Annotated in this window: 44 protein-coding genes; 38 read left to right on the top strand and 6 right to left on the bottom strand. The window is 48.6% G+C overall.

Going from position 1 to position 25,800, the window contains the following annotated elements; translation table 11 throughout:
- The 32 genes from tuf to OI69_RS10225 all read left to right on the top strand — a co-directional run.
- The coding region (gene tuf / locus OI69_RS10380; protein WP_039348144.1) for an elongation factor Tu at positions 1–858 on the top strand (858 nt) is incomplete at its 5' end.
- A 205-nt stretch (positions 859–1,063) separates the two neighbouring features.
- On the top strand, positions 1,064–1,258 hold the full coding sequence (gene bfd, locus OI69_RS10375; RefSeq protein WP_039349749.1) for a bacterioferritin-associated ferredoxin: 195 nt from the start codon (positions 1,064–1,066) through the stop codon (positions 1,256–1,258).
- Positions 1,259–1,330: 72 nt separating this feature from the next.
- Entirely contained in the window at positions 1,331–1,804 is a 474-nt protein-coding gene (gene bfr, locus OI69_RS10370; protein WP_039349740.1) for a bacterioferritin, read from the top strand.
- A 294-nt stretch (positions 1,805–2,098) separates the two neighbouring features.
- On the top strand, positions 2,099–2,410 hold the full coding sequence (gene rpsJ, locus OI69_RS10365; protein ID WP_001181005.1) for a 30S ribosomal protein S10: 312 nt from the start codon (positions 2,099–2,101) through the stop codon (positions 2,408–2,410).
- Between the two features lie 32 nt (positions 2,411–2,442).
- Positions 2,443–3,072: a 50S ribosomal protein L3 gene (gene rplC / locus OI69_RS10360; protein ID WP_010304941.1), complete on the top strand. Its 630-nt coding sequence runs from the start codon at positions 2,443–2,445 to the stop codon at positions 3,070–3,072.
- A 10-nt stretch (positions 3,073–3,082) separates the two neighbouring features.
- A complete protein-coding gene (gene rplD, locus OI69_RS10355) occupies positions 3,083–3,688 on the top strand; it encodes a 50S ribosomal protein L4 (RefSeq protein WP_039349737.1) in 606 nt (201 codons plus the stop codon).
- Entirely contained in the window at positions 3,685–3,987 is a 303-nt protein-coding gene (gene rplW, locus OI69_RS10350) for a 50S ribosomal protein L23 (RefSeq protein ID WP_005970277.1), read from the top strand. The genes rplD and rplW overlap by 4 nt, the downstream gene beginning before the upstream one ends.
- A gap of 17 nt (positions 3,988–4,004) precedes the next feature.
- Positions 4,005–4,826: a 50S ribosomal protein L2 gene (gene rplB / locus OI69_RS10345; protein WP_010286179.1), complete on the top strand. Its 822-nt coding sequence runs from the start codon at positions 4,005–4,007 to the stop codon at positions 4,824–4,826.
- Positions 4,827–4,842: 16 nt separating this feature from the next.
- On the top strand, positions 4,843–5,121 hold the full coding sequence (gene rpsS / locus OI69_RS10340) for a 30S ribosomal protein S19 (protein WP_004929772.1): 279 nt from the start codon (positions 4,843–4,845) through the stop codon (positions 5,119–5,121).
- A gap of 14 nt (positions 5,122–5,135) precedes the next feature.
- On the top strand, positions 5,136–5,468 hold the full coding sequence (gene rplV / locus OI69_RS10335; protein WP_005970275.1) for a 50S ribosomal protein L22: 333 nt from the start codon (positions 5,136–5,138) through the stop codon (positions 5,466–5,468).
- 17 nt (positions 5,469–5,485) lie between these two features.
- A complete protein-coding gene (gene rpsC, locus OI69_RS10330; RefSeq protein WP_005970274.1) occupies positions 5,486–6,187 on the top strand; it encodes a 30S ribosomal protein S3 in 702 nt (233 codons plus the stop codon).
- 12 nt (positions 6,188–6,199) lie between these two features.
- Positions 6,200–6,610, top strand: a complete 411-nt coding sequence (gene rplP, locus OI69_RS10325) for a 50S ribosomal protein L16 (protein WP_005970273.1) — start codon at positions 6,200–6,202, stop codon at positions 6,608–6,610.
- Positions 6,610–6,801, top strand: a complete 192-nt coding sequence (rpmC, locus tag OI69_RS10320; protein ID WP_005970272.1) for a 50S ribosomal protein L29 — start codon at positions 6,610–6,612, stop codon at positions 6,799–6,801. The genes rplP and rpmC overlap by 1 nt, the downstream gene beginning before the upstream one ends.
- Positions 6,801–7,055 carry a 30S ribosomal protein S17 gene (gene rpsQ / locus OI69_RS10315; protein ID WP_011095505.1) on the top strand — a complete coding sequence of 85 codons (255 nt, stop codon included), beginning with the start codon at positions 6,801–6,803 and terminating at the stop codon, positions 7,053–7,055. Before rpmC ends, rpsQ begins: the two co-directional genes overlap by 1 nt.
- A gap of 163 nt (positions 7,056–7,218) precedes the next feature.
- Positions 7,219–7,590, top strand: a complete 372-nt coding sequence (gene rplN, locus OI69_RS10310) for a 50S ribosomal protein L14 (RefSeq protein WP_000613954.1) — start codon at positions 7,219–7,221, stop codon at positions 7,588–7,590.
- Between the two features lie 10 nt (positions 7,591–7,600).
- Entirely contained in the window at positions 7,601–7,915 is a 315-nt protein-coding gene (gene rplX, locus OI69_RS10305; RefSeq protein ID WP_015841924.1) for a 50S ribosomal protein L24, read from the top strand.
- A gap of 14 nt (positions 7,916–7,929) precedes the next feature.
- Complete coding sequence (rplE, locus tag OI69_RS10300) at positions 7,930–8,469, top strand: 50S ribosomal protein L5 (RefSeq protein WP_005970265.1); 540 nt, start codon at positions 7,930–7,932, stop codon at positions 8,467–8,469.
- A 13-nt stretch (positions 8,470–8,482) separates the two neighbouring features.
- The gene (gene rpsN, locus OI69_RS10295; protein ID WP_010286114.1) at positions 8,483–8,788 is read left to right on the top strand and encodes a 30S ribosomal protein S14; all 306 of its coding nucleotides are present in this window, start codon (positions 8,483–8,485) and stop codon (positions 8,786–8,788) included.
- 33 nt (positions 8,789–8,821) lie between these two features.
- Positions 8,822–9,214 carry a 30S ribosomal protein S8 gene (rpsH, locus tag OI69_RS10290; RefSeq protein WP_005970261.1) on the top strand — a complete coding sequence of 131 codons (393 nt, stop codon included), beginning with the start codon at positions 8,822–8,824 and terminating at the stop codon, positions 9,212–9,214.
- 13 nt (positions 9,215–9,227) lie between these two features.
- Positions 9,228–9,761, top strand: coding sequence for a 50S ribosomal protein L6 (rplF, locus tag OI69_RS10285; RefSeq protein ID WP_039349732.1), 534 nt, complete (start codon positions 9,228–9,230; stop codon positions 9,759–9,761).
- Between the two features lie 9 nt (positions 9,762–9,770).
- A complete protein-coding gene (rplR, locus tag OI69_RS10280; RefSeq protein ID WP_010286111.1) occupies positions 9,771–10,124 on the top strand; it encodes a 50S ribosomal protein L18 in 354 nt (117 codons plus the stop codon).
- A gap of 14 nt (positions 10,125–10,138) precedes the next feature.
- Entirely contained in the window at positions 10,139–10,639 is a 501-nt protein-coding gene (gene rpsE / locus OI69_RS10275; RefSeq protein WP_005970257.1) for a 30S ribosomal protein S5, read from the top strand.
- A gap of 6 nt (positions 10,640–10,645) precedes the next feature.
- Positions 10,646–10,825, top strand: coding sequence for a 50S ribosomal protein L30 (gene rpmD, locus OI69_RS10270; RefSeq protein ID WP_004846568.1), 180 nt, complete (start codon positions 10,646–10,648; stop codon positions 10,823–10,825).
- Positions 10,826–10,828: 3 nt separating this feature from the next.
- Complete coding sequence (rplO, locus tag OI69_RS10265; RefSeq protein WP_015841922.1) at positions 10,829–11,263, top strand: 50S ribosomal protein L15; 435 nt, start codon at positions 10,829–10,831, stop codon at positions 11,261–11,263.
- 7 nt (positions 11,264–11,270) lie between these two features.
- Complete coding sequence (gene secY / locus OI69_RS10260; RefSeq protein WP_005970255.1) at positions 11,271–12,602, top strand: preprotein translocase subunit SecY; 1,332 nt, start codon at positions 11,271–11,273, stop codon at positions 12,600–12,602.
- Positions 12,603–12,635: 33 nt separating this feature from the next.
- On the top strand, positions 12,636–12,752 hold the full coding sequence (gene rpmJ / locus OI69_RS10255) for a 50S ribosomal protein L36 (RefSeq protein WP_002227352.1): 117 nt from the start codon (positions 12,636–12,638) through the stop codon (positions 12,750–12,752).
- A 146-nt stretch (positions 12,753–12,898) separates the two neighbouring features.
- Entirely contained in the window at positions 12,899–13,255 is a 357-nt protein-coding gene (gene rpsM / locus OI69_RS10250) for a 30S ribosomal protein S13 (protein ID WP_010286058.1), read from the top strand.
- 16 nt (positions 13,256–13,271) lie between these two features.
- Positions 13,272–13,661 carry a 30S ribosomal protein S11 gene (rpsK, locus tag OI69_RS10245; protein WP_002919257.1) on the top strand — a complete coding sequence of 130 codons (390 nt, stop codon included), beginning with the start codon at positions 13,272–13,274 and terminating at the stop codon, positions 13,659–13,661.
- 30 nt (positions 13,662–13,691) lie between these two features.
- Positions 13,692–14,312 carry a 30S ribosomal protein S4 gene (rpsD, locus tag OI69_RS10240; protein ID WP_010286047.1) on the top strand — a complete coding sequence of 207 codons (621 nt, stop codon included), beginning with the start codon at positions 13,692–13,694 and terminating at the stop codon, positions 14,310–14,312.
- A 25-nt stretch (positions 14,313–14,337) separates the two neighbouring features.
- Positions 14,338–15,327, top strand: coding sequence for a DNA-directed RNA polymerase subunit alpha (locus tag OI69_RS10235; RefSeq protein WP_005970247.1), 990 nt, complete (start codon positions 14,338–14,340; stop codon positions 15,325–15,327).
- A gap of 40 nt (positions 15,328–15,367) precedes the next feature.
- Positions 15,368–15,760, top strand: coding sequence for a 50S ribosomal protein L17 (rplQ, locus tag OI69_RS10230; protein ID WP_005970246.1), 393 nt, complete (start codon positions 15,368–15,370; stop codon positions 15,758–15,760).
- A 207-nt stretch (positions 15,761–15,967) separates the two neighbouring features.
- Entirely contained in the window at positions 15,968–16,180 is a 213-nt protein-coding gene (locus OI69_RS10225) for an alternative ribosome-rescue factor A (protein ID WP_039349726.1), read from the top strand.
- Between the two features lie 30 nt (positions 16,181–16,210).
- On the opposite strand, the gene mscL is transcribed toward OI69_RS10225, so the two are convergent.
- From mscL to def, 5 genes are all read right to left on the bottom strand, one after another.
- The gene (gene mscL, locus OI69_RS10220) at positions 16,211–16,624 is read right to left on the bottom strand and encodes a large-conductance mechanosensitive channel protein MscL (RefSeq protein ID WP_039349724.1); all 414 of its coding nucleotides are present in this window, start codon (positions 16,622–16,624) and stop codon (positions 16,211–16,213) included.
- A gap of 90 nt (positions 16,625–16,714) precedes the next feature.
- Positions 16,715–18,100, bottom strand: a complete 1,386-nt coding sequence (gene trkA / locus OI69_RS10215; RefSeq protein ID WP_327078727.1) for a Trk system potassium transporter TrkA — start codon at positions 18,098–18,100, stop codon at positions 16,715–16,717.
- Between the two features lie 46 nt (positions 18,101–18,146).
- Positions 18,147–19,436 (bottom strand): 16S rRNA (cytosine(967)-C(5))-methyltransferase RsmB, encoded by a 1,290-nt coding sequence (rsmB, locus tag OI69_RS10210; protein ID WP_039349721.1) that lies wholly within the window; start codon positions 19,434–19,436, stop codon positions 18,147–18,149.
- Between the two features lie 67 nt (positions 19,437–19,503).
- A complete protein-coding gene (fmt, locus tag OI69_RS10205; protein WP_039349718.1) occupies positions 19,504–20,451 on the bottom strand; it encodes a methionyl-tRNA formyltransferase in 948 nt (315 codons plus the stop codon).
- A gap of 23 nt (positions 20,452–20,474) precedes the next feature.
- Entirely contained in the window at positions 20,475–20,987 is a 513-nt protein-coding gene (gene def / locus OI69_RS10200; protein WP_039349717.1) for a peptide deformylase, read from the bottom strand.
- A 128-nt stretch (positions 20,988–21,115) separates the two neighbouring features.
- Between def and dprA the strand changes: the two genes are divergently transcribed.
- From dprA to OI69_RS10170, 6 genes are read left to right on the top strand one after another with little or no spacing between them, the layout of a single operon-like run.
- Positions 21,116–22,237, top strand: coding sequence for a DNA-protecting protein DprA (dprA, locus tag OI69_RS10195; protein WP_039349716.1), 1,122 nt, complete (start codon positions 21,116–21,118; stop codon positions 22,235–22,237).
- On the top strand, positions 22,209–22,682 hold the full coding sequence (smg, locus tag OI69_RS10190) for a DUF494 family protein Smg (protein ID WP_015841913.1): 474 nt from the start codon (positions 22,209–22,211) through the stop codon (positions 22,680–22,682). Before dprA ends, smg begins: the two co-directional genes overlap by 29 nt.
- A 20-nt stretch (positions 22,683–22,702) precedes the next feature.
- Positions 22,703–23,260, top strand: a complete 558-nt coding sequence (locus tag OI69_RS10185) for a DNA topoisomerase family protein (RefSeq protein ID WP_039349715.1) — start codon at positions 22,703–22,705, stop codon at positions 23,258–23,260.
- On the top strand, positions 23,253–23,822 hold the full coding sequence (tsaC, locus tag OI69_RS10180; RefSeq protein ID WP_039349712.1) for an L-threonylcarbamoyladenylate synthase type 1 TsaC: 570 nt from the start codon (positions 23,253–23,255) through the stop codon (positions 23,820–23,822). The genes OI69_RS10185 and tsaC overlap by 8 nt, the downstream gene beginning before the upstream one ends.
- Before the next feature lie 19 nt (positions 23,823–23,841).
- A complete protein-coding gene (aroE, locus tag OI69_RS10175) occupies positions 23,842–24,669 on the top strand; it encodes a shikimate dehydrogenase (RefSeq protein ID WP_039349743.1) in 828 nt (275 codons plus the stop codon).
- Positions 24,666–24,923 carry a DUF1488 family protein gene (locus tag OI69_RS10170; protein ID WP_039349710.1) on the top strand — a complete coding sequence of 86 codons (258 nt, stop codon included), beginning with the start codon at positions 24,666–24,668 and terminating at the stop codon, positions 24,921–24,923. Before aroE ends, OI69_RS10170 begins: the two co-directional genes overlap by 4 nt.
- Here the strand turns inward: OI69_RS10170 and OI69_RS10165 are convergent.
- On the bottom strand, positions 24,908–25,456 hold the full coding sequence (locus OI69_RS10165; RefSeq protein WP_039349707.1) for a gamma carbonic anhydrase family protein: 549 nt from the start codon (positions 25,454–25,456) through the stop codon (positions 24,908–24,910). The genes OI69_RS10170 and OI69_RS10165 overlap by 16 nt on opposite strands.
- Positions 25,457–25,800 lie beyond the last annotated feature (344 nt).

The following is a 25,800-nucleotide window of genomic DNA, read 5'->3' as shown; positions in this document are numbered from 1 at the left end:
GACGGCCCAATGCCTCAGACGCGTGAGCACATCCTGCTGGGTCGTCAGGTTGGCGTTCCTTTCATCATCGTGTTCCTGAACAAATGTGACATGGTTGATGACGAAGAACTGCTGGAACTGGTTGAGATGGAAGTGCGTGAGCTGCTGTCTCAGTACGACTTCCCAGGCGATGATACCCCAGTGGTTCGTGGTTCTGCGCTGAAAGCGCTGGAAGGCGAAGCTGAGTGGGAAGCAAAAATCATCGAACTGGCAGAACACTTGGATTCTTATATCCCAGAACCAGAGCGTGCAATTGACAAGCCGTTCCTGCTGCCAATCGAAGACGTATTCTCCATCTCTGGCCGTGGTACAGTTGTTACTGGTCGTGTAGAGCGCGGTATCGTTAAAGTCGGTGAAGAAGTTGAAATCGTGGGTATCAAAGATACAGCGAAATCAACTTGTACTGGCGTAGAAATGTTCCGCAAACTGCTGGACGAAGGCCGTGCGGGTGAGAACGTTGGTGTTCTGCTGCGTGGTATCAAACGTGAAGAAATCGAGCGTGGTCAGGTTCTGGCTAAGCCGGGTTCAATCAAGCCGCACACTCAGTTCGAATCCGAAGTGTATATCCTGAGCAAAGATGAAGGCGGCCGTCATACTCCGTTCTTCAAAGGCTACCGTCCTCAGTTCTACTTCCGTACGACTGACGTAACGGGCACCATCGAACTGCCAGAAGGCGTAGAGATGGTAATGCCGGGCGACAACATCAAAATGGTTGTTACCCTGATCCACCCAATCGCGATGGACGACGGCTTGCGTTTTGCTATCCGTGAAGGCGGTCGTACTGTAGGCGCGGGCGTTGTTGCTAAAGTTATCGCTTAATCGCTGATAAACTCAATGCATGAAAAAGGCACTTCGGTGCCTTTTTTTATGCCTGAATGACTAGATGTAAATTGAAATAAAAACAATTCTTATTTACAATAAATCGATTGGTTAAAAAATCGCTAGGAGCGATTTTAAATACCGTTTGCAGTGTCCCGAAAAGGCAACGCGAAAGACACTCGCGATAACGATGAGTCATTCTGGTATGTATGTTTGTTTGTGCAACGCGATTTCTGACAAAACCATTCGTAATGCTGTTCGTCAGCACCAGCCTCAGTCTATGCAACAATTACGCAAGCTCGTTCCTATCGGGACAGACTGCGGTAAATGTATCCGTCAGGCGCGTGTCATTTTTGAGGAAGAGCAGGCAAAAATTCCTGATATGTATGAAGTAGCATAAAATGTAGGGTTGTTTTTTTGACTCTTTGCTAGCCGGTTCTACACTTTAAGAACTGGAGCGGAGGGTCATGTCATGAAAGGCGATAAAAAAGTCGTTACACACCTGAATAAGCTATTGGGCAACGAGCTGGTAGCCATTAACCAATATTTTCTTCATGCCCGGATGTTTAAAAACTGGGGCTTAACCCGTCTTAACGATCACGAATATCATGAGTCTATTGACGAAATGAAACATGCTGATCGCTACATCGAACGAATTCTGTTTCTTGAAGGCATCCCAAATTTACAGGATTTGGGTAAGTTAAATATTGGCGAAGATGTTGAAGAGATCTTGCGTTCTGATCTTCAACTTGAGTTGGATGGCGCAAAGAATCTGCGTGAGGCAATTGCCTATGCGGATTCAGTGCATGACTACGTTAGTCGGGATTTAATGATAGAAATTCTTGCCGATGAAGAAGGGCACATCGACTGGTTGGAAACCGAACTGGATTTGATTACTCGCCTTGGGATACAAAACTATCTTCAAGCCCAGCTAAAAGCTGAATAGCGGTAAGTTTCTATCCTATGAGCTAATCCGGCCGGACCGATCAACAGCGCTCCGGCCGCGTTAAAATCATTTCATCCCGCTTGTTGCTTCCTCCGTCAATTTGCGTATAATGCGCGAGCCTACCTAAACAGGGTAAGCCTGATTCAATAAGAATCAGAGGACCGATATTTATTTATTGGTCGAAACAATACTCCCGATATGGGAGTTATGTGCTAACGATTACACTCCCCCATCAATCGAAATGGGTGTGAGGAGTAATCATTTACGTTTATAAATAATTGGAGCTCTGGTCTCATGCAGAACCAAAGAATCCGTATCCGCCTGAAAGCGTTTGATCATCGTTTGATTGATCAATCAACTGCGGAAATCGTCGAGACTGCTAAGCGCACTGGTGCGCAAGTACGTGGTCCGATCCCGCTGCCGACCCGCAAAGAGCGCTTTACCGTTCTGATTTCTCCGCACGTCAATAAAGATGCGCGCGATCAGTACGAGATTCGCACTCACAAGCGTCTGGTTGACATCGTTGAGCCAACCGAGAAAACCGTTGATGCTCTGATGCGTCTGGATCTGGCTGCTGGTGTAGACGTGCAGATCAGCCTGGGTTAATCAGGTCATTGAGCGATTGAGAGGTTGAAACAATGATTGGTTTAGTCGGTAAAAAAGTGGGCATGACCCGTATCTTCACTGAAGATGGCGTATCTATCCCCGTAACCGTTATCGAAATTGAAGCAAACCGCGTCACTCAGGTTAAAGACCTGGCTAACGACGGTTACCGCGCTGTGCAAGTAACGACGGGTGCTAAAAAAGCAAACCGTGTTACCAAACCAGAAGCAGGTCACTTTGCTAAAGCTGGCGTAGAAGCTGGCCGCACTCTGCGTGAATTCCGTCTGTCTGAAGGCGAAGAGTTCACTGTAGGTCAAAGCATCAGTGTTGAAATTTTCGCTGACGTTAAAAAAGTAGACGTTACTGGTACATCTAAAGGTAAAGGTTTTGCTGGCACAGTTAAGCGCTGGAATTTCCGTACTCAAGATGCAACCCACGGTAACTCCTTGTCTCACCGTGTTCCGGGTTCTATCGGTCAGAACCAGACTCCGGGCAAAGTGTTCAAAGGCAAGAAAATGGCAGGCCAGCTGGGTAACGAACGTGTAACTGTTCAGAGCCTGGACGTAGTGCGTGTTGACGCTGAGCGCAACCTGCTGCTGGTTAAAGGTGCTGTACCGGGAGCTACCGGTAGCGACCTGATCGTTAAACCAGCTGTGAAGGCGTGAGGAGATAGCAATGGAATTAGTATTGAAAGACGCGCAAAGCGCGCTGACTGTTTCCGAAACTACCTTCGGTCGTGATTTCAACGAAGCGCTGGTACATCAGGTTGTTGTTGCTTATGCAGCAGGTGCCCGTCAAGGTACTCGTGCCCAGAAGACCCGTGCTGAAGTAACTGGTTCCGGTAAAAAACCTTGGCGTCAGAAAGGTACTGGCCGTGCGCGTTCTGGTTCTATCAAGAGCCCGATCTGGCGTTCCGGTGGTGTGACCTTCGCTGCTAAGCCTCAGGACCACAGTCAGAAAGTTAACAAAAAGATGTACCGCGGCGCGCTGAAAAGCATCCTGTCCGAACTGGTACGTCAAGATCGTCTGATCGTTGTCGAGAAGTTCTCTGTAGAAGCACCGAAAACTAAGTTGCTGGCTCAGAAACTGAAAGAAATGGCACTGGAAGACGTGCTGATCATCACCGGTGAACTGGATGAGAATCTGTTCCTGGCTGCGCGTAACCTGTACAAGGTTGACGTACGTGATGTAGCAGGTATCGACCCAGTTAGCCTGATCGCCTTCGACAAAGTCGTTATGACTGCTGATGCAGTTAAGCAAGTTGAGGAGATGCTGGCATGATCCGTGAAGAACGTCTGCTGAAAGTACTGCGCGCGCCGCACGTATCTGAAAAAGCATCTACCGCGATGGAAAAAACCAACACCATCGTTCTCAAAGTTGCTAAAGACGCGACTAAAGCAGAGATCGTTGCTGCTGTAGAGAAACTGTTCGAAGTTGAAGTTAAAGACGTAAACACCCTGGTTGTTAAGGGCAAAGTTAAGCGTCACGGACAGCGTATTGGTCGTCGCAGCGACTGGAAAAAAGCTTACGTCACCCTGAAAGAAGGCCAGAATCTGGACTTCATCGGCGGCGCTGAGTAAGTCGGAGGAGAAAGACAATGGCAGTTGTTAAATGTAAACCGACATCTCCGGGTCGTCGCCACGTTGTTAAAGTGGTTAACCCTGAGCTGCACAAGGGCAAACCTTATGCCCCGTTGCTGGAAAAGAACAGCAAATCCGGTGGCCGTAACAACAATGGCCGCATCACTACCCGTCACATCGGTGGTGGTCACAAACAGCAATATCGTCTGATTGACTTCAAACGCAATAAAGATGGTATTCCTGCGGTTGTTGAGCGTCTGGAGTATGACCCGAACCGTTCCGCGAACATTGCGCTGGTTCTGTACAAAGACGGCGAGCGTCGTTACATCCTGGCGCCGAAAGGCCTGAAAGCCGGCGACCAGATCCAATCTGGCGTTGATGCTGCGATTAAAGCGGGTAACACCCTGCCTATGCGTAACATTCCTGTCGGTTCAACGGTTCACAACGTAGAAATGAAACCAGGTAAAGGCGGCCAATTGGCGCGTTCTGCTGGTGCTTACGTTCAGATCGTTGCTCGTGACGGTTCTTACGTTACCCTGCGTCTGCGTTCTGGTGAAATGCGTAAAGTCGAATCCGACTGCCGCGCTACACTGGGCGAAGTTGGCAACGCTGAGCACATGCTGCGCGTTCTGGGTAAAGCTGGTGCTGCACGCTGGCGTGGTGTTCGTCCTACCGTTCGCGGTACGGCAATGAACCCAGTCGACCACCCACACGGTGGTGGTGAAGGTCGTAACTTTGGTAAGCACCCGGTTTCTCCGTGGGGCGTTCAGACCAAAGGTAAGAAGACCCGCAGCAACAAGCGTACTGATAAATTTATCGTACGTCGCCGTACTAAATAATCTTAGAGGATAAACCATGCCACGTTCTCTCAAGAAAGGTCCTTTTATTGACCTGCACTTGCTGAAGAAGGTAGAGAAAGCGGTGGAAAGCGGAGACAAGAAGCCTTTGCGCACTTGGTCCCGTCGTTCAACGATCTTTCCAAATATGATCGGTTTGACCATCGCTGTCCATAATGGTCGTCAGCACGTTCCGGTGTTTGTTTCCGATGAAATGGTCGGTCACAAACTGGGTGAATTCGCGCCGACTCGTACTTATCGCGGCCATGCGGCCGATAAAAAGGCCAAGAAGCGCTAAGGTAGGAGGAAGAGATGGAAACTATCGCTAAACATTGCCACGCTCGTTCTTCTGCTCAAAAGGTTCGCCTGGTGGCAGACCTGATTCGCGGTAAGAAAGTGTCGCAAGCTCTGGAAGTTCTGACCTACACCAACAAGAAAGCTGCTGGTCTGGTTAAAAAAGTGCTGGAGTCTGCTATTGCTAACGCAGAACACAACGATGGCGCTGACATTGATGATCTGAAAGTCGCGAAAATTTTCGTAGACGAAGGCCCAAGCATGAAGCGCATTATGCCGCGTGCTAAAGGTCGTGCGGATCGCATCCTGAAGCGTACCAGCCACATTACTGTGGTTGTGTCCGATCGCTGAGACTCTGGAGACTAGCAATGGGTCAGAAAGTACATCCTAATGGTATTCGCCTGGGTATTGTCAAACCTTGGAACTCTACCTGGTATGCGAATACCAAAGAATTCGCTGACAACCTGGACAGCGATTTTAAAGTTCGTAAATACCTGACGAAGGAACTGGAAAAAGCTTCCGTTTCTCGTATCGTTATCGAACGTCCTGCAAAAAGCATTCGTGTGACTATTCACACTGCTCGCCCAGGCATCGTGATCGGTAAAAAAGGTGAAGATGTTGAAAAACTGCGCAAAGTCGTAGCGGATATCGCTGGCGTACCTGCACAGATCAATATCGCAGAAGTTCGTAAGCCTGAACTGGACGCAAAACTGGTTGCTGACAGCATCACTTCTCAGCTGGAGCGTCGCGTGATGTTCCGTCGTGCTATGAAGCGTGCGGTACAGAACGCCATGCGTCTGGGCGCTAAAGGTATTAAAGTTGAAGTAAGCGGCCGTCTTGGCGGCGCTGAAATCGCGCGTACCGAATGGTACCGTGAAGGTCGCGTTCCGTTGCATACACTGCGTGCGGATATCGACTACAACACGTCCGAAGCGCACACCACTTATGGTGTTATCGGTGTGAAAGTGTGGATCTTCAAAGGTGAGATTCTGGGTGGTATGGCTGCCGTTGAACAACCGGAAAAACCGGCTGCTCAACCTAAAAAGCAGCAGCGTAAAGGCCGCAAGTAAGGAGAGTCGCTGATGTTACAACCAAAGCGTACAAAATTCCGTAAGGTGCACAAGGGCCGCAACCGTGGTCTGGCGCAGGGTACGGATGTTAGCTTCGGCACTTTCGGTCTGAAAGCTGTTGGCCGCGGTCGCCTGACTGCTCGTCAAATCGAAGCTGCACGTCGTGCCATGACCCGTGCTGTTAAGCGTCAAGGTAAGATCTGGATCCGAGTATTCCCGGACAAACCGATCACCGAGAAACCGCTTGAAGTTCGTATGGGTAAAGGTAAAGGTAACGTGGAATATTGGGTTGCCTTGATTCAGCCAGGTAAAGTCCTGTACGAAATGGACGGTGTGCCGGAAGAGTTAGCCCGCGAGGCATTCCAACTGGCAGCAGCGAAACTGCCTATCAAAACCACCTTTGTAACTAAGACGGTGATGTAATGAAAGCAAATGAGCTGCGTGAAAAGAGCGTTGAAGAGCTGAACACTGAACTGCTCGGCTTACTGCGCGAGCAATTTAACCTGCGTATGCAGGCTGCCAGTGGTCAACTGCAACAGACTCACCTGGTAAAACAAGTGCGTCACAATATTGCACGTGTTAAGACTTTACTGACTGAGAAGGCGGGTGCGTAATGACCGATAAAATCCGTACTCTGCAAGGTCGTGTTGTAAGTGACAAAATGGAGAAATCCATGGTTGTTGCTATCGAACGTTTTGTGAAACACCCGCTTTACGGTAAATTCATTAAACGTACGACTAAGCTGCACGTACATGACGAGAACAATGAATGTGGTATCGGTGACGTGGTTGAAATCCGCGAATGCCGTCCACTGTCCAAAACTAAGTCTTGGACACTTGTTCGCGTTGTAGAGAAAGCGATTCTGTAATAAAGTAGCGCTCTTCTCTTATGATAAACGGCTCTGCAAAGGGCCGTTTATTTTTTCTACCCATACCAAGGAAGCGGTGTTATAATGCTGCGCCCTCAATTATGGGGTATTTAATGGCCCGAAAGGGTCCTAAAGTAGTAGTTGACATTAGCGGAGCACTAAAATGATCCAAGAACAGACTATGCTGAACGTGGCCGATAATTCCGGTGCACGTCGCGTAATGTGTATCAAGGTTCTAGGTGGCTCGCACCGTCGCTACGCAGGCGTCGGCGATATCATCAAAATTACCATCAAGGAAGCAATTCCTCGCGGTAAGGTGAAAAAAGGCGATGTTCTGAAGGCGGTAGTGGTGCGCACCAAGAAGGGTGTTCGTCGCCCGGACGGTTCTGTCATTCGCTTCGATGGCAATGCTTGCGTTATTTTAAACAATAACAGCGAACAGCCTATCGGTACGCGTATTTTTGGGCCGGTAACTCGTGAACTGCGTAATGAGAAGTTCATGAAAATTATCTCTCTGGCACCAGAAGTACTTTAAGGAGCGAATCATGGCAGCGAAAATCCGTCGTGATGACGAAGTTATCGTGCTAACCGGCAAAGATAAAGGTAAGCGCGGTAAAGTAAAAAATGTCCTGTCTGCTAGTAAGGTCATTGTTGAAGGTATTAACCTGGTTAAAAAACATCAGAAGCCGGTTCCGGCCCTGAATCAACCAGGCGGCATCGTTGAAAAAGAAGCTGCAATTCAAGTTTCTAACGTTGCAATCTTCAATGCGGCAACTGGTAAGGCTGACCGTGTAGGCTTTAGATTCGAAGACGGCAAAAAAGTCCGTTTCTTTAAATCTAACAGCGAAACTATCAAGTAATTTGGAGTAGTACGATGGCGAAACTGCATGATTACTACAAAGACGAAGTAGTTAAAAAACTCATGACTGAGTTTAACTACAATTCTGTCATGCAAGTCCCTCGGGTCGAGAAGATCACCCTGAATATGGGTGTTGGTGAAGCGATCGCTGACAAGAAACTGCTGGATAATGCAGCAGCTGATCTGGCAGCAATCTCCGGTCAAAAACCGTTGATCACCAAAGCACGCAAATCTGTTGCAGGCTTCAAAATCCGTCAGGGCTATCCGATCGGCTGTAAAGTGACTCTGCGTGGCGAACGCATGTGGGAGTTCCTTGAGCGTCTGATTTCCATTGCTGTACCACGTATTCGTGACTTCCGTGGCTTGTCTGCCAAGTCATTCGATGGTCGTGGTAACTACAGCATGGGTGTGCGTGAGCAGATCATCTTCCCGGAAATCGACTACGATAAAGTCGATCGCGTTCGTGGTTTGGACATTACCATTACCACTACTGCGAAATCCGATGATGAGGGCCGTGCGCTGTTGGCCGCCTTTAACTTCCCATTCCGCAAGTAAGGTAGGGTTACTAATGGCTAAGCAATCCATGAAAGCACGCGAAGTTGTTCGTGTGAAACTGGCTGAAAAATACCGCGCTAAACGCGAGGAATTGAAAGCTATCATCTCTGGTGTGAACTCATCCGACGAAGATCGTTGGGATGCAGTTCTTAAGCTGCAGACTCTGCCGCGTGATTCCAGCCCGTCTCGTCAGCGTAACCGCTGTCGCCAAACTGGTCGTCCGCACGCTTTCCTGCGGAAGTTCGGGTTGAGCCGTATCAAGGTCCGTGAAGCCGCTATGCGCGGTGAAATTCCGGGTCTGAAAAAGGCTAGCTGGTAATTGTCACCAATTGAATCACGGGAGTAAAGACAGATGAGCATGCAAGATCCGATCGCGGATATGCTGACCCGTATCCGTAACGGTCAAGCCGCGAACAAAGTTGCGGTCACCATGCCTTCCTCCAAGCTGAAAGTGGCAATTGCCAACGTGCTGAAGGAAGAAGGTTACATTGAAGATTTCAAAATTGAAGGCGACACCAAGCCAGTTCTGGAATTAGAACTTAAATATTTCCAGGGTAAGGCAGTGGTAGAAAGCATTCAGCGAGTAAGCCGTCCAGGTCTGCGCATCTATAAAAGAAAAGATGAGCTGCCAAAAGTTATGGCTGGTTTAGGTATCGCAGTTGTTTCTACCTCTAAAGGTGTTATGACTGATCGTGCAGCTCGCCAGGCTGGTCTTGGTGGCGAGATTATCTGCTACGTAGCTTAATCGGGAGGAAAGAATGTCTCGTGTTGCAAAAGCACCCGTCGTCATTCCTGCCGGCGTAGAGGTAAAACTCAACGGTCAGGATATTTCGATTAAGGGTAAAAACGGCGAGCTGAGTCGTAAGATCCACGATGCTGTTGAAGTAAAACAAGCTGACAACGCTCTGACTTTCGCACCACGCGAAGGTTTCGTTGACGGATGGGCCCAGGCGGGTACCACTCGCGCTCTGTTGAACGCAATGGTTATCGGTGTTACCGAAGGCTTCACTAAGAAGCTGCAACTGGTTGGTGTTGGTTACCGTGCTGCTGTTAAAGGCAATGTGGTTAACCTGTCTCTTGGGTTTTCTCACCCAGTAGATCATGCACTGCCGGCAGGTATTACTGCAGAATGCCCAAGCCAAACTGAAATCATACTGAAAGGTGCTGATAAGCAGGTTATTGGTCAGGTTGCTGCGGAATTACGCGCCTACCGTCGTCCTGAGCCTTACAAAGGCAAGGGTGTCCGTTACGCCGACGAAGTCGTGCGTACCAAAGAGGCTAAGAAGAAGTAAGGTAACACTATGGATAAGAAAGCAGCTCGTATCCGTCGTGCGACCCGCGCACGCCGTAAGCTCCAGGAACTGGGTGCGACGCGTCTGGTGGTACATCGTACACCACGCCATATTTATGCGCAGGTCATTGCACCGAACGGTTCTGAAGTCCTGGTAGCCGCTTCTACTGTAGAAAAAGCTATCGCTGAACAACTGAAGTCTACCGGTAACAAAGACGCAGCAAGCGCAATAGGTAAAGCTATTGCAGAACGCGCGTTAGAAAAAGGCATCAAGGATGTCTCTTTCGACCGTTCCGGTTTCCAATATCATGGTCGAGTCCAAGCACTGGCAGATGCTGCCCGTGAAGCTGGCCTTCAGTTCTAAGGTAGAGGTGTAAGATGGCTCACATCGAGAAACAAGCTGGCGAACTGCAGGAAAAGCTGATCGCGGTAAATCGCGTATCTAAAACCGTTAAAGGTGGCCGTATTTTCAGCTTCACCGCACTGACTGTAGTGGGTGATGGTAACGGTCGCGTTGGTTTTGGTTACGGTAAAGCTCGCGAAGTTCCAGCAGCGATCCAGAAAGCGATGGAAAAAGCCCGTCGCAATATGATGAATGTCGCGCTGAACAACGGCACCCTGCAGCACCCAGTTAAAGGTGCTCACACGGGGTCTCGTGTGTTCATGCAGCCAGCTTCCGAAGGTACCGGTATTATTGCCGGCGGTGCAATGCGCGCCGTTTTGGAAGTTGCAGGGGTTCACAACGTATTGGCTAAAGCCTATGGTTCCACTAACCCGATTAACGTGGTTCGTGCAACGATTGATGGTTTGGCTAATATGAAGTCCCCGGAAATGGTCGCTGCCAAGCGTGGTAAATCCGTTGAAGAAATTCTGGGGTAATTGACCGTGGCAAAGACTATTAAAATCACTCAAACCCGTAGTGCAATCGGTCGTCTGCCGAAACATAAGGCAACACTGCTTGGCCTGGGTCTGCGTCGTATTGGTCATACTGTTGAACGTGAGGATACTCCTGCGGTTCGCGGTATGGTCAACGCGGTTTCCTACATGGTTAAAGTGGAGGAGTAACAGATGCGTTTAAATACTCTGTCTCCGGCCGAAGGTGCTAAACACGCACCGAAGCGTTTAGGTCGTGGTATTGGTTCTGGCCTGGGCAAAACTGGCGGTCGTGGTCACAAAGGTCAGAAGTCTCGTTCTGGCGGTGGCGTACGTCGTGGTTTTGAAGGTGGTCAGATGCCTTTATACCGTCGTCTGCCGAAATTCGGTTTTACTTCTCGTAAAGCGATGATCACGTCAGAAGTTCGTCTGTCTGATCTTGCTAAAGTAGAAGGCGACGTAGTTGACCTGAATACGCTGAAAGCCGCTAATGTTATTGGCATTCAGATTGAATTCGCGAAAGTGATTCTGTCTGGTGAAGTTGCTCGTCCGGTAACGATTCGTGGTCTGCGTGTCACTAAAGGTGCTCGTGCTGCTATCGAAGCTGCTGGCGGTAAAATTGAGGAATAAGTAGCAGATGGCTAAACAACCAGGATTAGATTTTCAGAGTGCTAAAGGCGGAGTTGGTGAACTGAAGCGCAGACTTTTGTTTGTTATCGGTGCGCTAATTGTTTTCCGTATTGGCTCTTTTATCCCAATTCCTGGTATTGATGCCACTGTGCTTGCCAAATTGCTTGAACAGCAGCGAGGCACCATCATTGAAATGTTTAACATGTTCTCTGGTGGTGCTCTCAGCCGTGCTTCTATCTTTGCACTGGGAATTATGCCGTATATTTCGGCATCAATTATTATCCAGTTGCTGACGGTGGTTCATCCCGCCTTGGCTGAAATAAAGAAAGAAGGGGAAGCTGGCCGTCGTAAGATTAGCCAGTATACGCGCTACGGCACTTTGGTATTGGCTATATTCCAGTCGATCGGTATTGCTACCGGTTTACCGAATATGCCTGGGATGCAGGACTTGGTAATAAATCCAGGTTTTGCTTTCTACTTTACCGCTGTTGTGAGCCTGGTTACCGGGACAATGTTCCTGATGTGGCTGGGAGAACAGATTACAGAACGTGGTATCGGTAACGGTATTTCGATCATAATCTTTGCTGGTATTGTTGCGGGTCTACCGCCGGCCATTGGCCATACCATCGAGCAAGCTCGGCAAGGCGACCTGCACTTCCTCCTGTTGCTGTTGGTTGCAGTTTTAGTGTTTGCAGTAACCTTCTTCGTTGTTTTCATTGAGCGTGGTCAACGTCGTATCGTCGTTAATTATGCAAAACGTCAACAAGGTCGTCGTGTTTATGCAGCACAGAGTACGCATTTACCGCTGAAGGTGAACATGGCTGGGGTTATCCCTGCAATTTTCGCCTCCAGCATTATTCTGTTCCCGGCCACGATCGCATCTTGGTTTGGGGGCGGTACTGGTTGGAACTGGCTGACAACTATTTCGCTGTATTTGCAGCCCGGACAACCGCTTTATGTGTTACTCTATGCATCTGCAATCATCTTCTTCTGTTTCTTCTACACTGCGTTGGTTTTCAACCCGCGTGAAACAGCAGATAACCTGAAGAAGTCCGGTGCATTCGTGCCAGGAATTCGTCCGGGAGAGCAAACGGCGAAATATATCGATAAAGTGATGACTCGCCTGACTCTGATTGGTGCGATGTATATTACTTTTATCTGCCTGATCCCGGAGTTTATGCGTGACGCAATGAAAGTGCCTTTCTATTTCGGGGGTACATCTTTATTGATCGTTGTTGTCGTCATCATGGACTTTATGGCTCAAGTGCAAACTCTAATGATGTCGAGTCAATATGAGTCTGCATTGAAGAAAGCAAACCTGAAAGGCTATAACCGTTAATTAGGTGAGCTTGAGAAGTTACGGAGAGTAAAAATGAAAGTTCGTGCTTCCGTCAAGAAATTATGTCGTAACTGTAAGATTGTTAAGCGTAACGGTGTCGTTCGTGTGATCTGCAGTGCCGAGCCGAAGCATAAACAGCGTCAAGGCTGATTATCTCGCATATTTTTCTTGCAAAGTTGGGTTGAGCTGGCTAGATTAGCCAGCCAATCTTTTGTATGTAGCTGCAACATTATTTGAGTATCCTGAAAACGGGCTTTTCAGAATGGTGTTGCTGTATAAAATTGTAGGAGTGCATAGTGGCCCGTATAGCAGGCATTAACATTCCTGATCATAAACATACCGTTATTGCGTTAACGTCGATTTTCGGTATCGGTAAAACTCGTTCGCAGGCTATTTGTGCTGCAACAGGAATTGCCGAAGATGTTAAGATCAGTGAGCTGTCTGAAGAGCAAATCGATAAGCTGCGTGACGAAGTTGCCAAGTTTGTTGTAGAAGGTGATCTGCGTCGTGAAGTTACCCTGAGCATCAAGCGTCTTATGGACCTTGGTACTTATCGTGGTTTGCGTCATCGTCGTGGTCTGCCGGTTCGCGGTCAGCGTACCAAGACTAACGCCCGTACCCGTAAGGGTCCGCGCAAACCGATCAAGAAATAATCGGGGTGATTGAATAATGGCAAAGGCACCTATTCGTGCACGTAAGCGTGTAAGAAAGCAAGTCTCTGACGGTGTGGCTCATATCCATGCTTCTTTCAACAACACCATCGTAACCATTACTGATCGTCAGGGTAATGCGCTGGGTTGGGCAACTGCCGGTGGTTCCGGCTTCCGTGGTTCTCGTAAATCTACGCCGTTCGCTGCTCAGGTAGCTGCAGAACGTTGCGCAGAGGCCGTGAAAGAGTACGGTATTAAGAACCTGGAAGTTATGGTTAAAGGACCTGGTCCGGGCCGTGAGTCTACTATCCGCGCATTGAACGCGGCTGGTTTCCGCATCACTAATATTACTGATGTGACTCCGATCCCTCATAACGGTTGTCGTCCGCCGAAAAAGCGCCGCGTATAACGCCGCTTTTAGGATTGTTGGAGAAAGAAAATGGCAAGATATTTGGGTCCTAAGCTCAAGCTGAGCCGTCGTGAAGGCACCGACCTGTTCCTGAAGTCTGGTGTTCGTGCGATCGATTCCAAGTGTAAAATTGAACAAGCTCCTGGTCAGCATGGTGCGCGTAAACCGCGTCTGTCTGACTATGGTGTACAGTTGCGTGAAAAACAAAAAGTTCGCCGTATTTACGGTGTTCTGGAGCGTCAGTTCCGTAACTATTATAAAGAAGCCGCTCGTCTGAAAGGCAACACAGGTGCGAACCTGCTGCAACTGCTGGAAGGTCGTCTGGATAACGTTGTTTATCGTATGGGTTTTGGTGCCACTCGTGCAGAAGCACGTCAGATGGTAAGCCACAAAGCTATCATGGTAAACGGTCGCGTTGTTAGCATCGCTTCTTATCAGGTATCCCCGAATGATGTCGTCAGCATCCGTGAGAAAGCGAAAAAGCAATCTCGCGTGAAAGCCGCTCTGGAGCTGGCTGAACAGCGTGAAAAGCCAACTTGGCTAGAAGTTGATGCTGCCAAGATGGAAGGTGTGTTCAAACGTATTCCTGAACGTACCGATCTGTCTGCGGACATTAATGAACACCTGATCGTCGAGCTTTACTCTAAGTAAAGCTTAGTACCAAAGAGAGGACACAATGCAGGGTTCTGTGACAGAGTTTCTAAAACCGCGCCTGGTTGATATCGAGCAAGTGAGTTCGACGCACGCCAAGGTGACCCTTGAGCCATTAGAGCGAGGCTTCGGCCATACTCTTGGCAACGCACTGCGCCGTATTCTGCTTTCATCCATGCCAGGTTGCGCGGTGACCGAGGTTGAGATTGATGGTGTACTGCATGAGTACAGCACCAAAGAAGGCGTACAGGAAGATATCCTGGAAATCCTGCTCAACCTGAAAGGGCTGGCGGTGAGAGTTCAAGGCAAAGATGAAGTTATCCTTACCCTGAATAAATCTGGCATTGGCCCTGTGACTGCAGCCGACATCATCCATGATGGTGATGTCGAAATCGTCAAGCCGCAGCACTTAATTTGCCACCTGACCGATGAGAACGCATCTATTAGTATGCGTATCAAAGTTCAACGTGGTCGTGGTTATGTGCCGGCATCTGCCCGTATTCATACGGAAGAAGATGAGCGCCCGATTGGTCGTCTGTTAGTTGATGCTTGCTACAGCCCTGTAGAGCGTATTGCCTACAATGTTGAAGCAGCTCGTGTAGAACAGCGTACTGACCTGGACAAGCTAGTCATCGAAATGGAAACCAATGGCACGATCGATCCTGAAGAGGCGATCCGCCGTGCGGCCACCATTCTGGCTGAACAACTTGAAGCTTTTGTTGACTTACGTGATGTTCGTCAGCCAGAAGTTAAAGAAGAGAAACCAGAATTCGATCCGATTCTGCTGCGCCCTGTTGACGATCTGGAATTGACTGTCCGCTCTGCTAACTGCCTCAAGGCAGAAGCTATCCACTACATCGGTGATCTGGTACAGCGTACCGAGGTTGAGCTGCTCAAAACGCCTAACCTGGGTAAAAAATCTCTTACAGAGATTAAAGATGTACTGGCTTCCCGTGGTCTGTCTCTGGGCATGCGCTTGGAAAACTGGCCACCGGCAAGCATTGCTGATGAGTAACCAGATCACAGGTTAAGGTTTTACTGAGAAGGATAAGGTCATGCGCCATCGTAAGAGTGGTCGTCAACTGAACCGTAACAGCAGCCATCGTCAGGCTATGTTCCGTAACATGGCTAGTTCTTTGGTTCGTCATGAAATCATCAAGACGACCCTGCCGAAAGCGAAAGAGCTGCGTCGCGTTGTTGAACCGCTGATTACTCTTGCCAAGACCGACAGCGTTGCTAATCGTCGTCTGGCATTCGCCCGTACTCGTGATAACGAGATCGTGGCAAAACTGTTTAATGAACTGGGCCCGCGTTTCGCGAGCCGTGCCGGTGGTTACACTCGTATTCTGAAGTGTGGCTTCCGTGCTGGTGACAATGCGCCGATGGCATACATCGAGCTTGTTGATCGCTCAGTCTCTCAGACAGAAGAAGTAGCTACTGCAGAGTAATCTGTAAGAGCGTGAAAAAACCGGGGAAACCCGGTTTTTTTATATCTGAAATAAATTATTCTTTCGCATAAGTACATATTGTGAGCAATTACCTGTGTCTAAGCGAGCTGAAAAATACATCCCGCCTGTTCCTATCCATCCATTTCGACTATATACTCTGCACGTTTTATTGATGTACATATCAACTCAGCTTTCTTAGGAGCAATGATGACCACATACCGCCACAAACGTGGGAAAATTCAGGATAACGCCATTGAGGCGTTGCTACATGACCCACTGTTTCGACAACGAATTGAAGTGAATGAAAAAGGGAAAGGAAGTTATCGTAGAAAAGATAAGCATGCGAAAAAAGGTGGTTGGGAGGCCAGTGGTAAGCAATCAAATGATTATTTACCTCTGGCCTTTCTACTTTTTGCGTAATGAAGCAACGGTTGAATAGAAACTCAATTTTTACTGTTTGGGCTGTTGTTCTTTAAGTAAATCGCGAATTTCAGCTAATAGCTTCTCTTCTGCACTAGGTTTTGGTGGTGCGGCAGGTGTATCTTCCTGTTTGCGCCGCATTTTATTCATAAGCTTGATCGCTATAAAAATCGCGAAAGCGACGATAATAAAATCAAAGATATTTTGGATGAAAGTGCCATAGTTCATGACGACGGCGGGAATTTCGCCTTGGGCATCACGAAGAATAAGACTGAATTGTTTAAAATCGACACCACCAATTAAGAGCCCTAGTGGTGGCATGATGATATCTGATACCAGGGAAGAGACAATTTTACCGAAAGCGGCACCAATAATGACACCCACCGCCAAATCGACAACATTGCCACGCATGGCAAACTCTCTGAATTCTTTAATGATACTCATATCCACTCTCCTTGCCAAAAATATAAATTAATTCTAACCAATAGCTGTATCTTTGCCAGATTATCGGCTGGTAATAAATCCGTTCCTACATTACAAAAAGAAAGGGCTTGGTTGAAATAACCGTTCAACATCAGGTACAAACTTCTTGTCAGTCAGGAACATGATGACATGATCTCCCTGCTCAATTTTGCTATTTGCGTTGGCAATGATGACGTCATCACCGCGAACAATTGCGCCTATAGTGGTGCCTGGCGGGAGTTTAATATCTTCAATCATTCTTCCGACGACTTTTGATGTGCCTTCGTCACCATGGGCGATGGCTTCGATCGCTTCGGCTACGCCTCGACGTAAAGAAGATACGCTAACGATATCTGCCTTACGCACATGGCCGAGTAGCGCAGAAATAGTCGCCTGTTGTGGGGAAATAGCGACATCGATGACGCTGCCCTGGACCAGATCGACATAAGCTCGACGCTGAATGAGCACCATGACTTTTTTTGCCCCCATCCTTTTGGCCAGCATCGCCGACATAATATTCGCTTCGTCATCATTGGTAATAGCGATGAACACATCGATCTGTTCAATATGTTCTTCAGCGAGCAACTCTTGGTCAGAAGCATCACCATGAAAAACGACGGTATTTTGTAGAAGCTCGGCCAGTTCCACCGCGCGATCTGCATTTCGTTCTATTAACTTGATGCTGTAGTCTTTTTCTAACCGCTGTGCTAATCCGGCACCGACATTGCCTCCGCCAACGATCATGATCCGTTTATACGGTTTTTCAAGGCGCTGTAATTCGCTCATCACCGCACGAATATGCTGGGAGGCCGCGACAAAAAACACTTCGTCCCCGGCTTCGATAATGGTGGATCCTTGTGGACGAATGGGACGATCGTGACGGAAAATAGCCGCAACGCGTGTGTCTACATGTGGGATGTGTTCACGCAGAGAGGTGAGGGCATTACCGACCAGCGGGCCGCCATAGTAAGCATTAACGGCAGCAAGACTCACCTTTCCTTCAGCGAAGTTGACGACCTGAAGTGCTCCTGGATATTCGATTAATTTGTAAATGTTATCAATCACCAGTTGTTCTGGAGAGATCAGATGATCGATGGGAACGGCTTCCGGTAAAAATAGCTGTTCTGATTCACGGATGTATTCGGCGGCACGAATGCGCGCAATCCGGTTTGGTGTTTTAAACAGAGAATAAGCAATCTGACAGGCTACCATATTCGTTTCATCTGAATTGGTCACGGCGACCAGCATATCCGCATCTTCCGCCCCCGCTTCACGTAACACGCGTGGATGAGAGGCATAGCCCGTAACGACACGCAGGTCGAACTTATCCTGAAGCTGGCGTAACCGATTTGCATCAGTATCAACGACAGTAATGTCATTATTTTCGCCGGCAAGGTTTTCTGCCAGTGTTCCGCCGACCTGACCTGCGCCAAGAATGATAATTTTCATATAAGCCATGCCGTTTATTGATTGCTGCTTGTTGCAGACAATACTGGGTTCAATATCAGTTTTTTACCAGCTTCGCATAAAAGAAACCATCGCCACTATCAGCATGGGGAAGCATCTGTATACCTGGCATTTCTTTCGTTCCTGTATCGACAAGCGTTGCATCGGTATGGCGAGCCAGGAAATCAATAATTTGCTGTGAATTTTCTTGTGGAAGGATAGAACAGGTGGCATAGACCATTGTGCCGCCGGTTTTTAGATATGGCCAGACGGCATCAAGAATCTCTTTTTGCAGTGATACCAACTCCTCAATATCTCTGTCTCGGCGTAACCATTTAATGTCAGGGTGGCGGCGAATCACACCCGTCGCTGAACAAGGGGCATCTAGCAGAATGCGATCAAATGTACGCCCTTCACACCATGAGTCAGGGTAACGCCCATCGCCTTGCTTCACTTCCGCATGCATTTGTAACCGCAGTAAATTTTCTTTTACCCGACCTAATCGAGTGTCATCTATATCGACAGCAAGGACATGAGATTTTGGCGCAGCTTCTAAAATGTGTGTCGTTTTTCCACCGGGTGCGGCGCAGAGATCGAGGATCTGCTCGTCATCTTGTGGATCGAGCCAATAGACACAGCCTTGGGCAGAAGCATCCTGTACTGTTACCCATCCTTGTGAAAATCCTGGCAACTGATCGACCACACAGGGAGATGCAAGCCGTATCGCATCGCTGTATTCAGCATGAGGAAATGCTTCAATTCCCTCCTGCTTCAGCAGGTTTAGGTACGCCTCGCGCGTATGATGTAACCGATTCACACGTAGCCACATCGGAGGGCGTTGATTATTCGCCTCAACGATGTTTTGCCAGTGATGTGGATAGGCACGCTCAATGCGCGCCAGCAGCCAGCTTGGGTGCAGGTAGTGAGATGAGTGAGTCGCCTCACGTTGAATAAGCTCTTCCTGTTGTCGCTGGAACTGGCGTAATACGCCATTGATCAGCCCTTTAAGCTGTGGCCTTTTTAATGCCACTGCGCCTTCTACCGTTTCTGCCAGAGCGGCATGTGGTGGAATCCGAGTGTAGTGTAATTGATAGATACCGACCATGAGGAGGTAGTGCAGCGTACGCTGCTTGCCCGTGAGGGGCTTCGCCATCAGTTGTTGAATACACCATTCCAACTGCGGTAAAACGCGTAATACGCCGAAGCAAAGCTCTTGCAAAAGTGCGCGATCTTTATCGGAAACTTCACGCTGATGAACAGGTAATAAGGCGCTGAGCGATTGCCCTTGATCCAGAACTTGTCCCACCACTTTTGCGGCAATACTGCGTAGATTATATGAGCTTTTCATGTGTTAGCGATGACGTATAGGTAAAAGAGAGAGGATATACCGGCATGGCACCGGTATGAAAAATAGCTTAGTTCAGGATATTACCAGGGATGAACCATTCACGACGTGAGTTAAGCAGATCCTGCGCACTCATCACTTTTTTGCCTGCGGGCTGCAATTCCTGAATATTCAGGATGCCCTCGGCTGCTGCTACCTGAATGCCCTGCTTATCAGCCAGTATGATTGTGCCAGGCTGTGAGCCATGTGCTTTTGCGAGCGCTTCAGCTTTCCAGACTTTCACTGGTTGTCCATCTACGATGAAATAACTCATTGGCCAAGGGTTAAAAGCACGAACACAGCGCGCCAGTTGCTCTGCTGGAAGCTGCCAGTTAAGGTGTGCTTCTTCTTTGCTGAGCTTTTCTGCATAGGTGGCAAGCGCATCATTTTGCGCTTCAGCGACAGCGCTGCCATCTGCAAGCTGTTCCAGAGTTTCCAATAATCCACGCGGCCCCAGCTCAGCAAGTTTATCGTACAAGGTTGCGCTGGTATCTTGTGGCAGGATAGGGCACGAAATTTTGTGCAGCATCGAACCGGTATCGAGTCCAACGTCCATTTGCATGATCGTCACGCCAGTTTCACTATCCCCCGCCCACAGCGCGCGCTGGATCGGTGCGGCTCCACGCCAAAGAGGTAACAGAGAACCGTGGACATTAATGCAGCCAAGACGGGGCATGGATAACACGGGCTGCGGCAGAATTAAACCGTAGGCGACGACGACCATCACATCCGCCTCTAACGCCTGAACCAGCGCCTGATTTTCTGCTGGCCGCAGAGATTTGGGCTGAAAAACGGGGATGCTATATTGCTCTGCCAGCACTTTTACCGGGCTTGGGGTGAGCTTGTTGCCTCGGCCTGATGGTCGGTCAGGCTGAGTGAAAACGCCAACGACCTGATGTCCTGATGATAAAAGCGCGTCAAGATGACGCGCCGCAAAATCAGGGGTTCCGGCAAAGATGATGCGTAAAGAATCAGACACGGTGCTTCCTGTCAGAATGAAAATTATCGGGCTCGGCTATTTTGCTTAGCCAGCTTTTCCAGTTTTTGACGAATGCGCTGGCGTTTAAGCGGGGAAAGGTAATCAATAAACAGTTTCCCAACCAGATGATCCATTTCATGCTGAATACAAATAGCGAGTAGCTCGCTTGCTTCCAGTTCGAACGTTTTACCTTCACGATCCAACGCACGCACTTTTACACGCTCTGCACGAGGAACCAACGCTCGTGTTTCAGGGATCGACAAGCAGCCTTCTTCAATACCTGTATCGCCGCTCTTTTCTATCAGCTCGGGATTGATCAGCACCAGCCGCTGGTTTCGCTCTTCAGAAACGTCAATAACAATAATACGTTGATGGATATCGACTTGTGTCGCTGCCAGCCCAATACCTTCTTCTTCGTACATGGTATCGAACATATCATCCACGATACGTTGAATATCTGCATTGACTTCTTTTACGGGCTGCGCAGTAATGCGGAGCCGCTCGTCTGGAAAATGTAATACCTGCAAAACTGCCATATATGTTTAGATCTGTATCTGAATAGTGAGAGAGTCTTAATGCTCATTCTAGACATTTCCTGCTCCGATTGACAGCATCAGCACTGAATTGCACCACTTATCTGAACATAGTGGAATAAGGGACGCGGATGCTATCAACGGAAATTTGGCTACGTATGACGGGAGTGCGGCATCTGGGAGCCAGACGTGCCCAGACTATTGCTAGAAAGCTTATTGACTTAAATACGTTCGATAACGAGATTCTGAGCAAGTTAGGCCTGTCTGATGCCCAAATAACTCAGTTTTGTACCTATGATCGTAAGATTCTGGAAGAAACATTCCACTGGGTGTCTCACCCTCATCACCATATTGTGACGTGTGAAGATGCTCTGTATCCCTTTCTGTTGGGCACTATTCGCGATTTTCCGCTGCTGCTCTTTGTCGCTGGATCTCCTGAATTATTAGGATCGCCGCAAATATCGATCATCGGTAGTCGGGGTAGCAGTGCTTACGGTGAACGTTGGGGAGGCTTCTTCGCTCAAGAGTTGGCCGCGAATGAACTTACCGTGACAAGCGGGTTGGCGATTGGCATTGATGGCATTGCGCATCGCGCTGCCTTGGATGCCGGCGGGAGAACCCTTGCAGTGTTGGGAAGCGGGCTGGAGAATATTTATCCCAGGCGGCATCTTAAGCTTGCTGAACGTATTTGTCGCGATGGCGGTGCGCTGGTCTCCGAATTTCCTCTTGCTATGCCGCCTTTCCCAACCAATTTTCCCAGAAGAAATCGCATTATCAGTGGGTTAGGCCTCGGCGTTCTGGTTGTTGAAGCGTCTATCCGTAGTGGGTCGTTGGTCACGGCGCGTTATGCTTTAGAGCAAGGGCGAGAGGTGTTCGCTCTACCGGGGCCTATCGGCAATCCTATGACTGAGGGGACACACTGGCTGATCCAGCAGGGAGCTAGTCTGGTGACGCACCCGAAGGATATTCTTGAACGGTTGATGAGTGAATTACAGTGGCTGCCAGTAGAAAGTCGGCAAACTATTTCTGACGAAGAAGAGGCTGGCGAATTGCCATTTGCCGACGTGTTGGCTAACGTAGGAGATGAGGTTACACCTGTTGACGTTGTCGCTGAACGTGCCGGCCAACCTGTGCCAGAAATAGTCACCAAGCTATTAGAACTGGAGTTAGCAGGATGGATCGCAGCAGTACCCGGCGGCTATGTCCGATTAAGGAGGGCAAGCCATGTTCGACGTACTCATGTACTTGTTTGAGAGCTACATCCACAATGAAACTGAAATGCGTGTCGATCAGGATACGTTGACTGATGACCTCACCCGCGCTGGATTCGATCGTAACGATATCTATAGCGCGTTGAGTTGGCTGGAAAAATTGGCCGATATTCAGGAAGGGCAGACGGCACCGCTTTATTTAGCGAACGATCCGCTGGCTATGCGGATCTATACGCAGGATGAAACGTTGCGTCTTGATGCGGAATGTCGTGGCTTTTTATTGTTCCTTGAGCAAATTCAGGTTCTGAACCTTGAAACGCGGGAGATGGTTATCGAACGCGTCATGGCATTGGAAACGCAGGAGTTTGATCTGGAAGATCTGAAATGGGTCATTCTCATGGTGCTTTTCAATGTACCGGGTTGTGAGAATGCCTATCAGCAAATGGAAGAATTACTTTTTGAGGTCAATGACGGTTATGTGCAATAGCCAGAGGAACAACAATTCGAATGGCTAAGCCAGCACTGTTTGCTGAAAAAAAGCAGGAAATATGTCCAGACTGTGGGTCAGTGCTGGTTATTCGTTCTGGTCGGCACGGCCCGTTTCTTGGCTGTTCTGCGTACCCGGAATGTGAGTTCATTCGTCCACTGAAAGCGCAAGCTGATGGACACATCGTCAAAGTGTTAGATGGGCAGCAATGCCCGGTTTGCCAGTCGACATTGGTATTACGGCAAGGTCGTTATGGGATGTTCATCGGCTGTGGTAATTATCCTGAATGTCATCATACCGAGATTATCGATCGTCCTGATGAAACAGCGATTCGATGTCCACAGTGTACAGAAGGTACGCTATTACAGCGTAAGTCCCGCTACGGCAAGGTATTTCATTCTTGCGATCGTTATCCTGATTGCCAGTTTACCGTAAACCATAAGCCAGTAGCGGGTGAATGTCCTTCTTGCCATTACGCCTTATTGTTTGAGAAAAAAACGGCACAAGGCATCAAGCTTTTTTGTGCCAGTAAATTATGTGGGAAGCCGATAACGGCAGAAGTTGATAAGAATGCGTGACGTGTCTGATGAACTAATCGTTCCTATTTTGCGGGAATTACATAATGAGCAGGTGATTGCATACCCGACTGAAGCAGTATTCGGGTTGGGATGCGATCCTGATAGCGAAGTGGCGGTTAATCGCCTGCTGGCGTTAAAACAGCGCCCTTGGGAAAAAGGTCTGATCCTGATTGCGGCGGATTTTAGCCAACTAGTGTCTTACGTTGATGACAGTGTGTTATCTGATGAGCAAAAAGCCATGATGTTTTCTACATGGCCAGGTCCGGTGACGTGGGTATTACCTGCAAAACGCACGACCCCACAGTGGTTAACGGGGCAATTTTCTTCGCTTGCGGTACGCGTTAGTGACCACCCGTTAGTTAAAACGCTGTGCCTACGCTATGGAAAACCGCTGGTGTCGACGAGTGCCAATTTAAGCGGCCAACCGCCTTGTCGCACTGCTCAGGAAGTATCCCAGCAGTTTGGCAATGATTTCCCTGTGCTATTTGGGAATGTTGGGGGAAGAATGAATCCATCAGAAATCAGAGATGTTTTAACTGGCGAACTCATTCGTCAGGGGTAAAGGCGAGTTGGAGGATAAGGTGTCTGAAGTAACGTCTTTTGCGGTTTTTGGTAATCCGATTGCCCATAGTAAATCACCTCGTATCCATGAGCTATTTGCTGCGCAAACAGGAATAACGTTAACGTACCAACGCGTATTAGCGCCTCTGGAGGATTTTGAGCAGATGCTGCGCCAGTATTTCCGTGATGGGGCTGGTGGTGCGAATGTGACGGCTCCCTTTAAAGAGCGAGCCTTTGCGCAAGCCGATGAGCGTAGCGAATGTGCGGCGCTGGCAGGTGCGGTCAACACACTGAAGAGGCTGAGTGATGGCCGCCTGTTTGGTGATAATACGGATGGCATCGGTTTGCTCAGCGATCTGCAACGATTGGCATTGGTGAAACCGTTGGATCGTGTGTTGCTGGTTGGTGCTGGCGGCGCGGCGCGTGGTGTTATCCAACCCCTGCTGGCCTATGGCTGTTCGGTTGTGCTGACGAATAGGACATTTTCCAAAGCGGATGCATTAGCTAAGATCTTCAGTGGTATTGGTGATATTCAAGCGGCTGCCCTCGACGAACTGCATGGCCAGTCTTTTGATCTGATTATTAACGCCACATCTTCAGGGATGTACGACAGCATTCCTAATTTATCGCCAGAGCTCATTTCAAGGAAAACATGCTGTTATGACATGTTTTATTTGCCGCAGCTAACGCCGTTTTTATCATGGTGCGTACAGCATGGCGCTATCCACTACGCTGATGGGTTGGGGATGCTGGTGGGACAAGCCGCCCATGCGTTTAAACTTTGGCATGGTGTGATGCCGGATGTGGAACCCGTGATCGATTTACTGAAGCAGGATCTGGCTAAATGAATCAGGCGATCCACTTCCCCGATCGTGAAAGTTGGGATGAGAAGAGGATGGCGATCCGTCTTCCTGTTTTAGTGAATGGTTTTCAGCAAGAATGTCTGGTGAGCGTGGCGTTGCTTCAGCAGCGTTATGGCGGTGATAGCCCTGAACAGTGGCTGGCGCTGTTCAGGGAGCATCGATGGGATCTTGAGGATGAACTGGAGCAAACGATCGTTGCTGAAAAATGGAATGATCAAGGTTATTACTCGTTGTCCTGAGCAAGGTATTCGTCTTTCCAACGAACGTAGTTGTTTGCCGAGTAAATTAATCCCTCTATTTCTTCTTGTGTTAATGGTCGAATTTTTTTAACTGGGCTGCCGAGGTATAGATGCCCCTTCTCGAGCCGTTTTCCTGGAGGGACCAAACTGCCAGCACCGATCATGACATCATCCTCAACCACCGCGCCATCCAGAAGTATTGACCCCATTCCGACCAGAACACGATTCCCTATTTGGCAACCGTGTAGCATCGCTTTATGGCCCACCGTGACGTTTTCCCCAATAATCAGAGGATTACCCTCAGGCTTTTTCTCTGAGCAGTGGGTGATATGAAGTACCGAACCGTCCTGAATATTGCTCCTGGCACCAATTGTGATGTAGTTGACATCGCCACGTATAGCCACAAGGGGCCAGATACCGACATCATCGCCCAACGTTACCTTGCCAATCACCACGCTGGAATGATCGACCATGACTCTTTCGCCTAAAACGGGAGAAATACCATTATAGCGACGGAATGTTTTTGCACTCATCGATAACCTCGTAGTTATTTGCCACATACTGATTATTCGTATTACAGACAAAATATCGACAGATATGAGACATCGGCAACTGAAAAGTGGTGTGGATCGAGTAAGATCTCATCGAAAGGGTCGAAAAACACGCGAACAGAAAAAAAGATCAAGAAAGTTGTTGTGTAACGAAAACGGATCCCTATAATGCGCCTCCATCGACACGGCGCTGTGAACACACACAAGCGGGTCGATAAAGAAAGAGAAAACGCGTTAAAATAAACGTTGACTCTGAAGGTGATAAGCGTAATATACGCCACCTCGCGAAGTGGTTAAGGCCATAACGCACTGCTCTTTAACAATTT

The sequence above is a fragment of the Pectobacterium fontis genome (assembly GCF_000803215.1).
GTDB lineage: Bacteria > Pseudomonadota > Gammaproteobacteria > Enterobacterales > Enterobacteriaceae > Pectobacterium > Pectobacterium fontis.
Note: the sequence above shows the minus strand (reverse complement) of the source record. Positions and strands in the feature narration are given on the sequence as shown.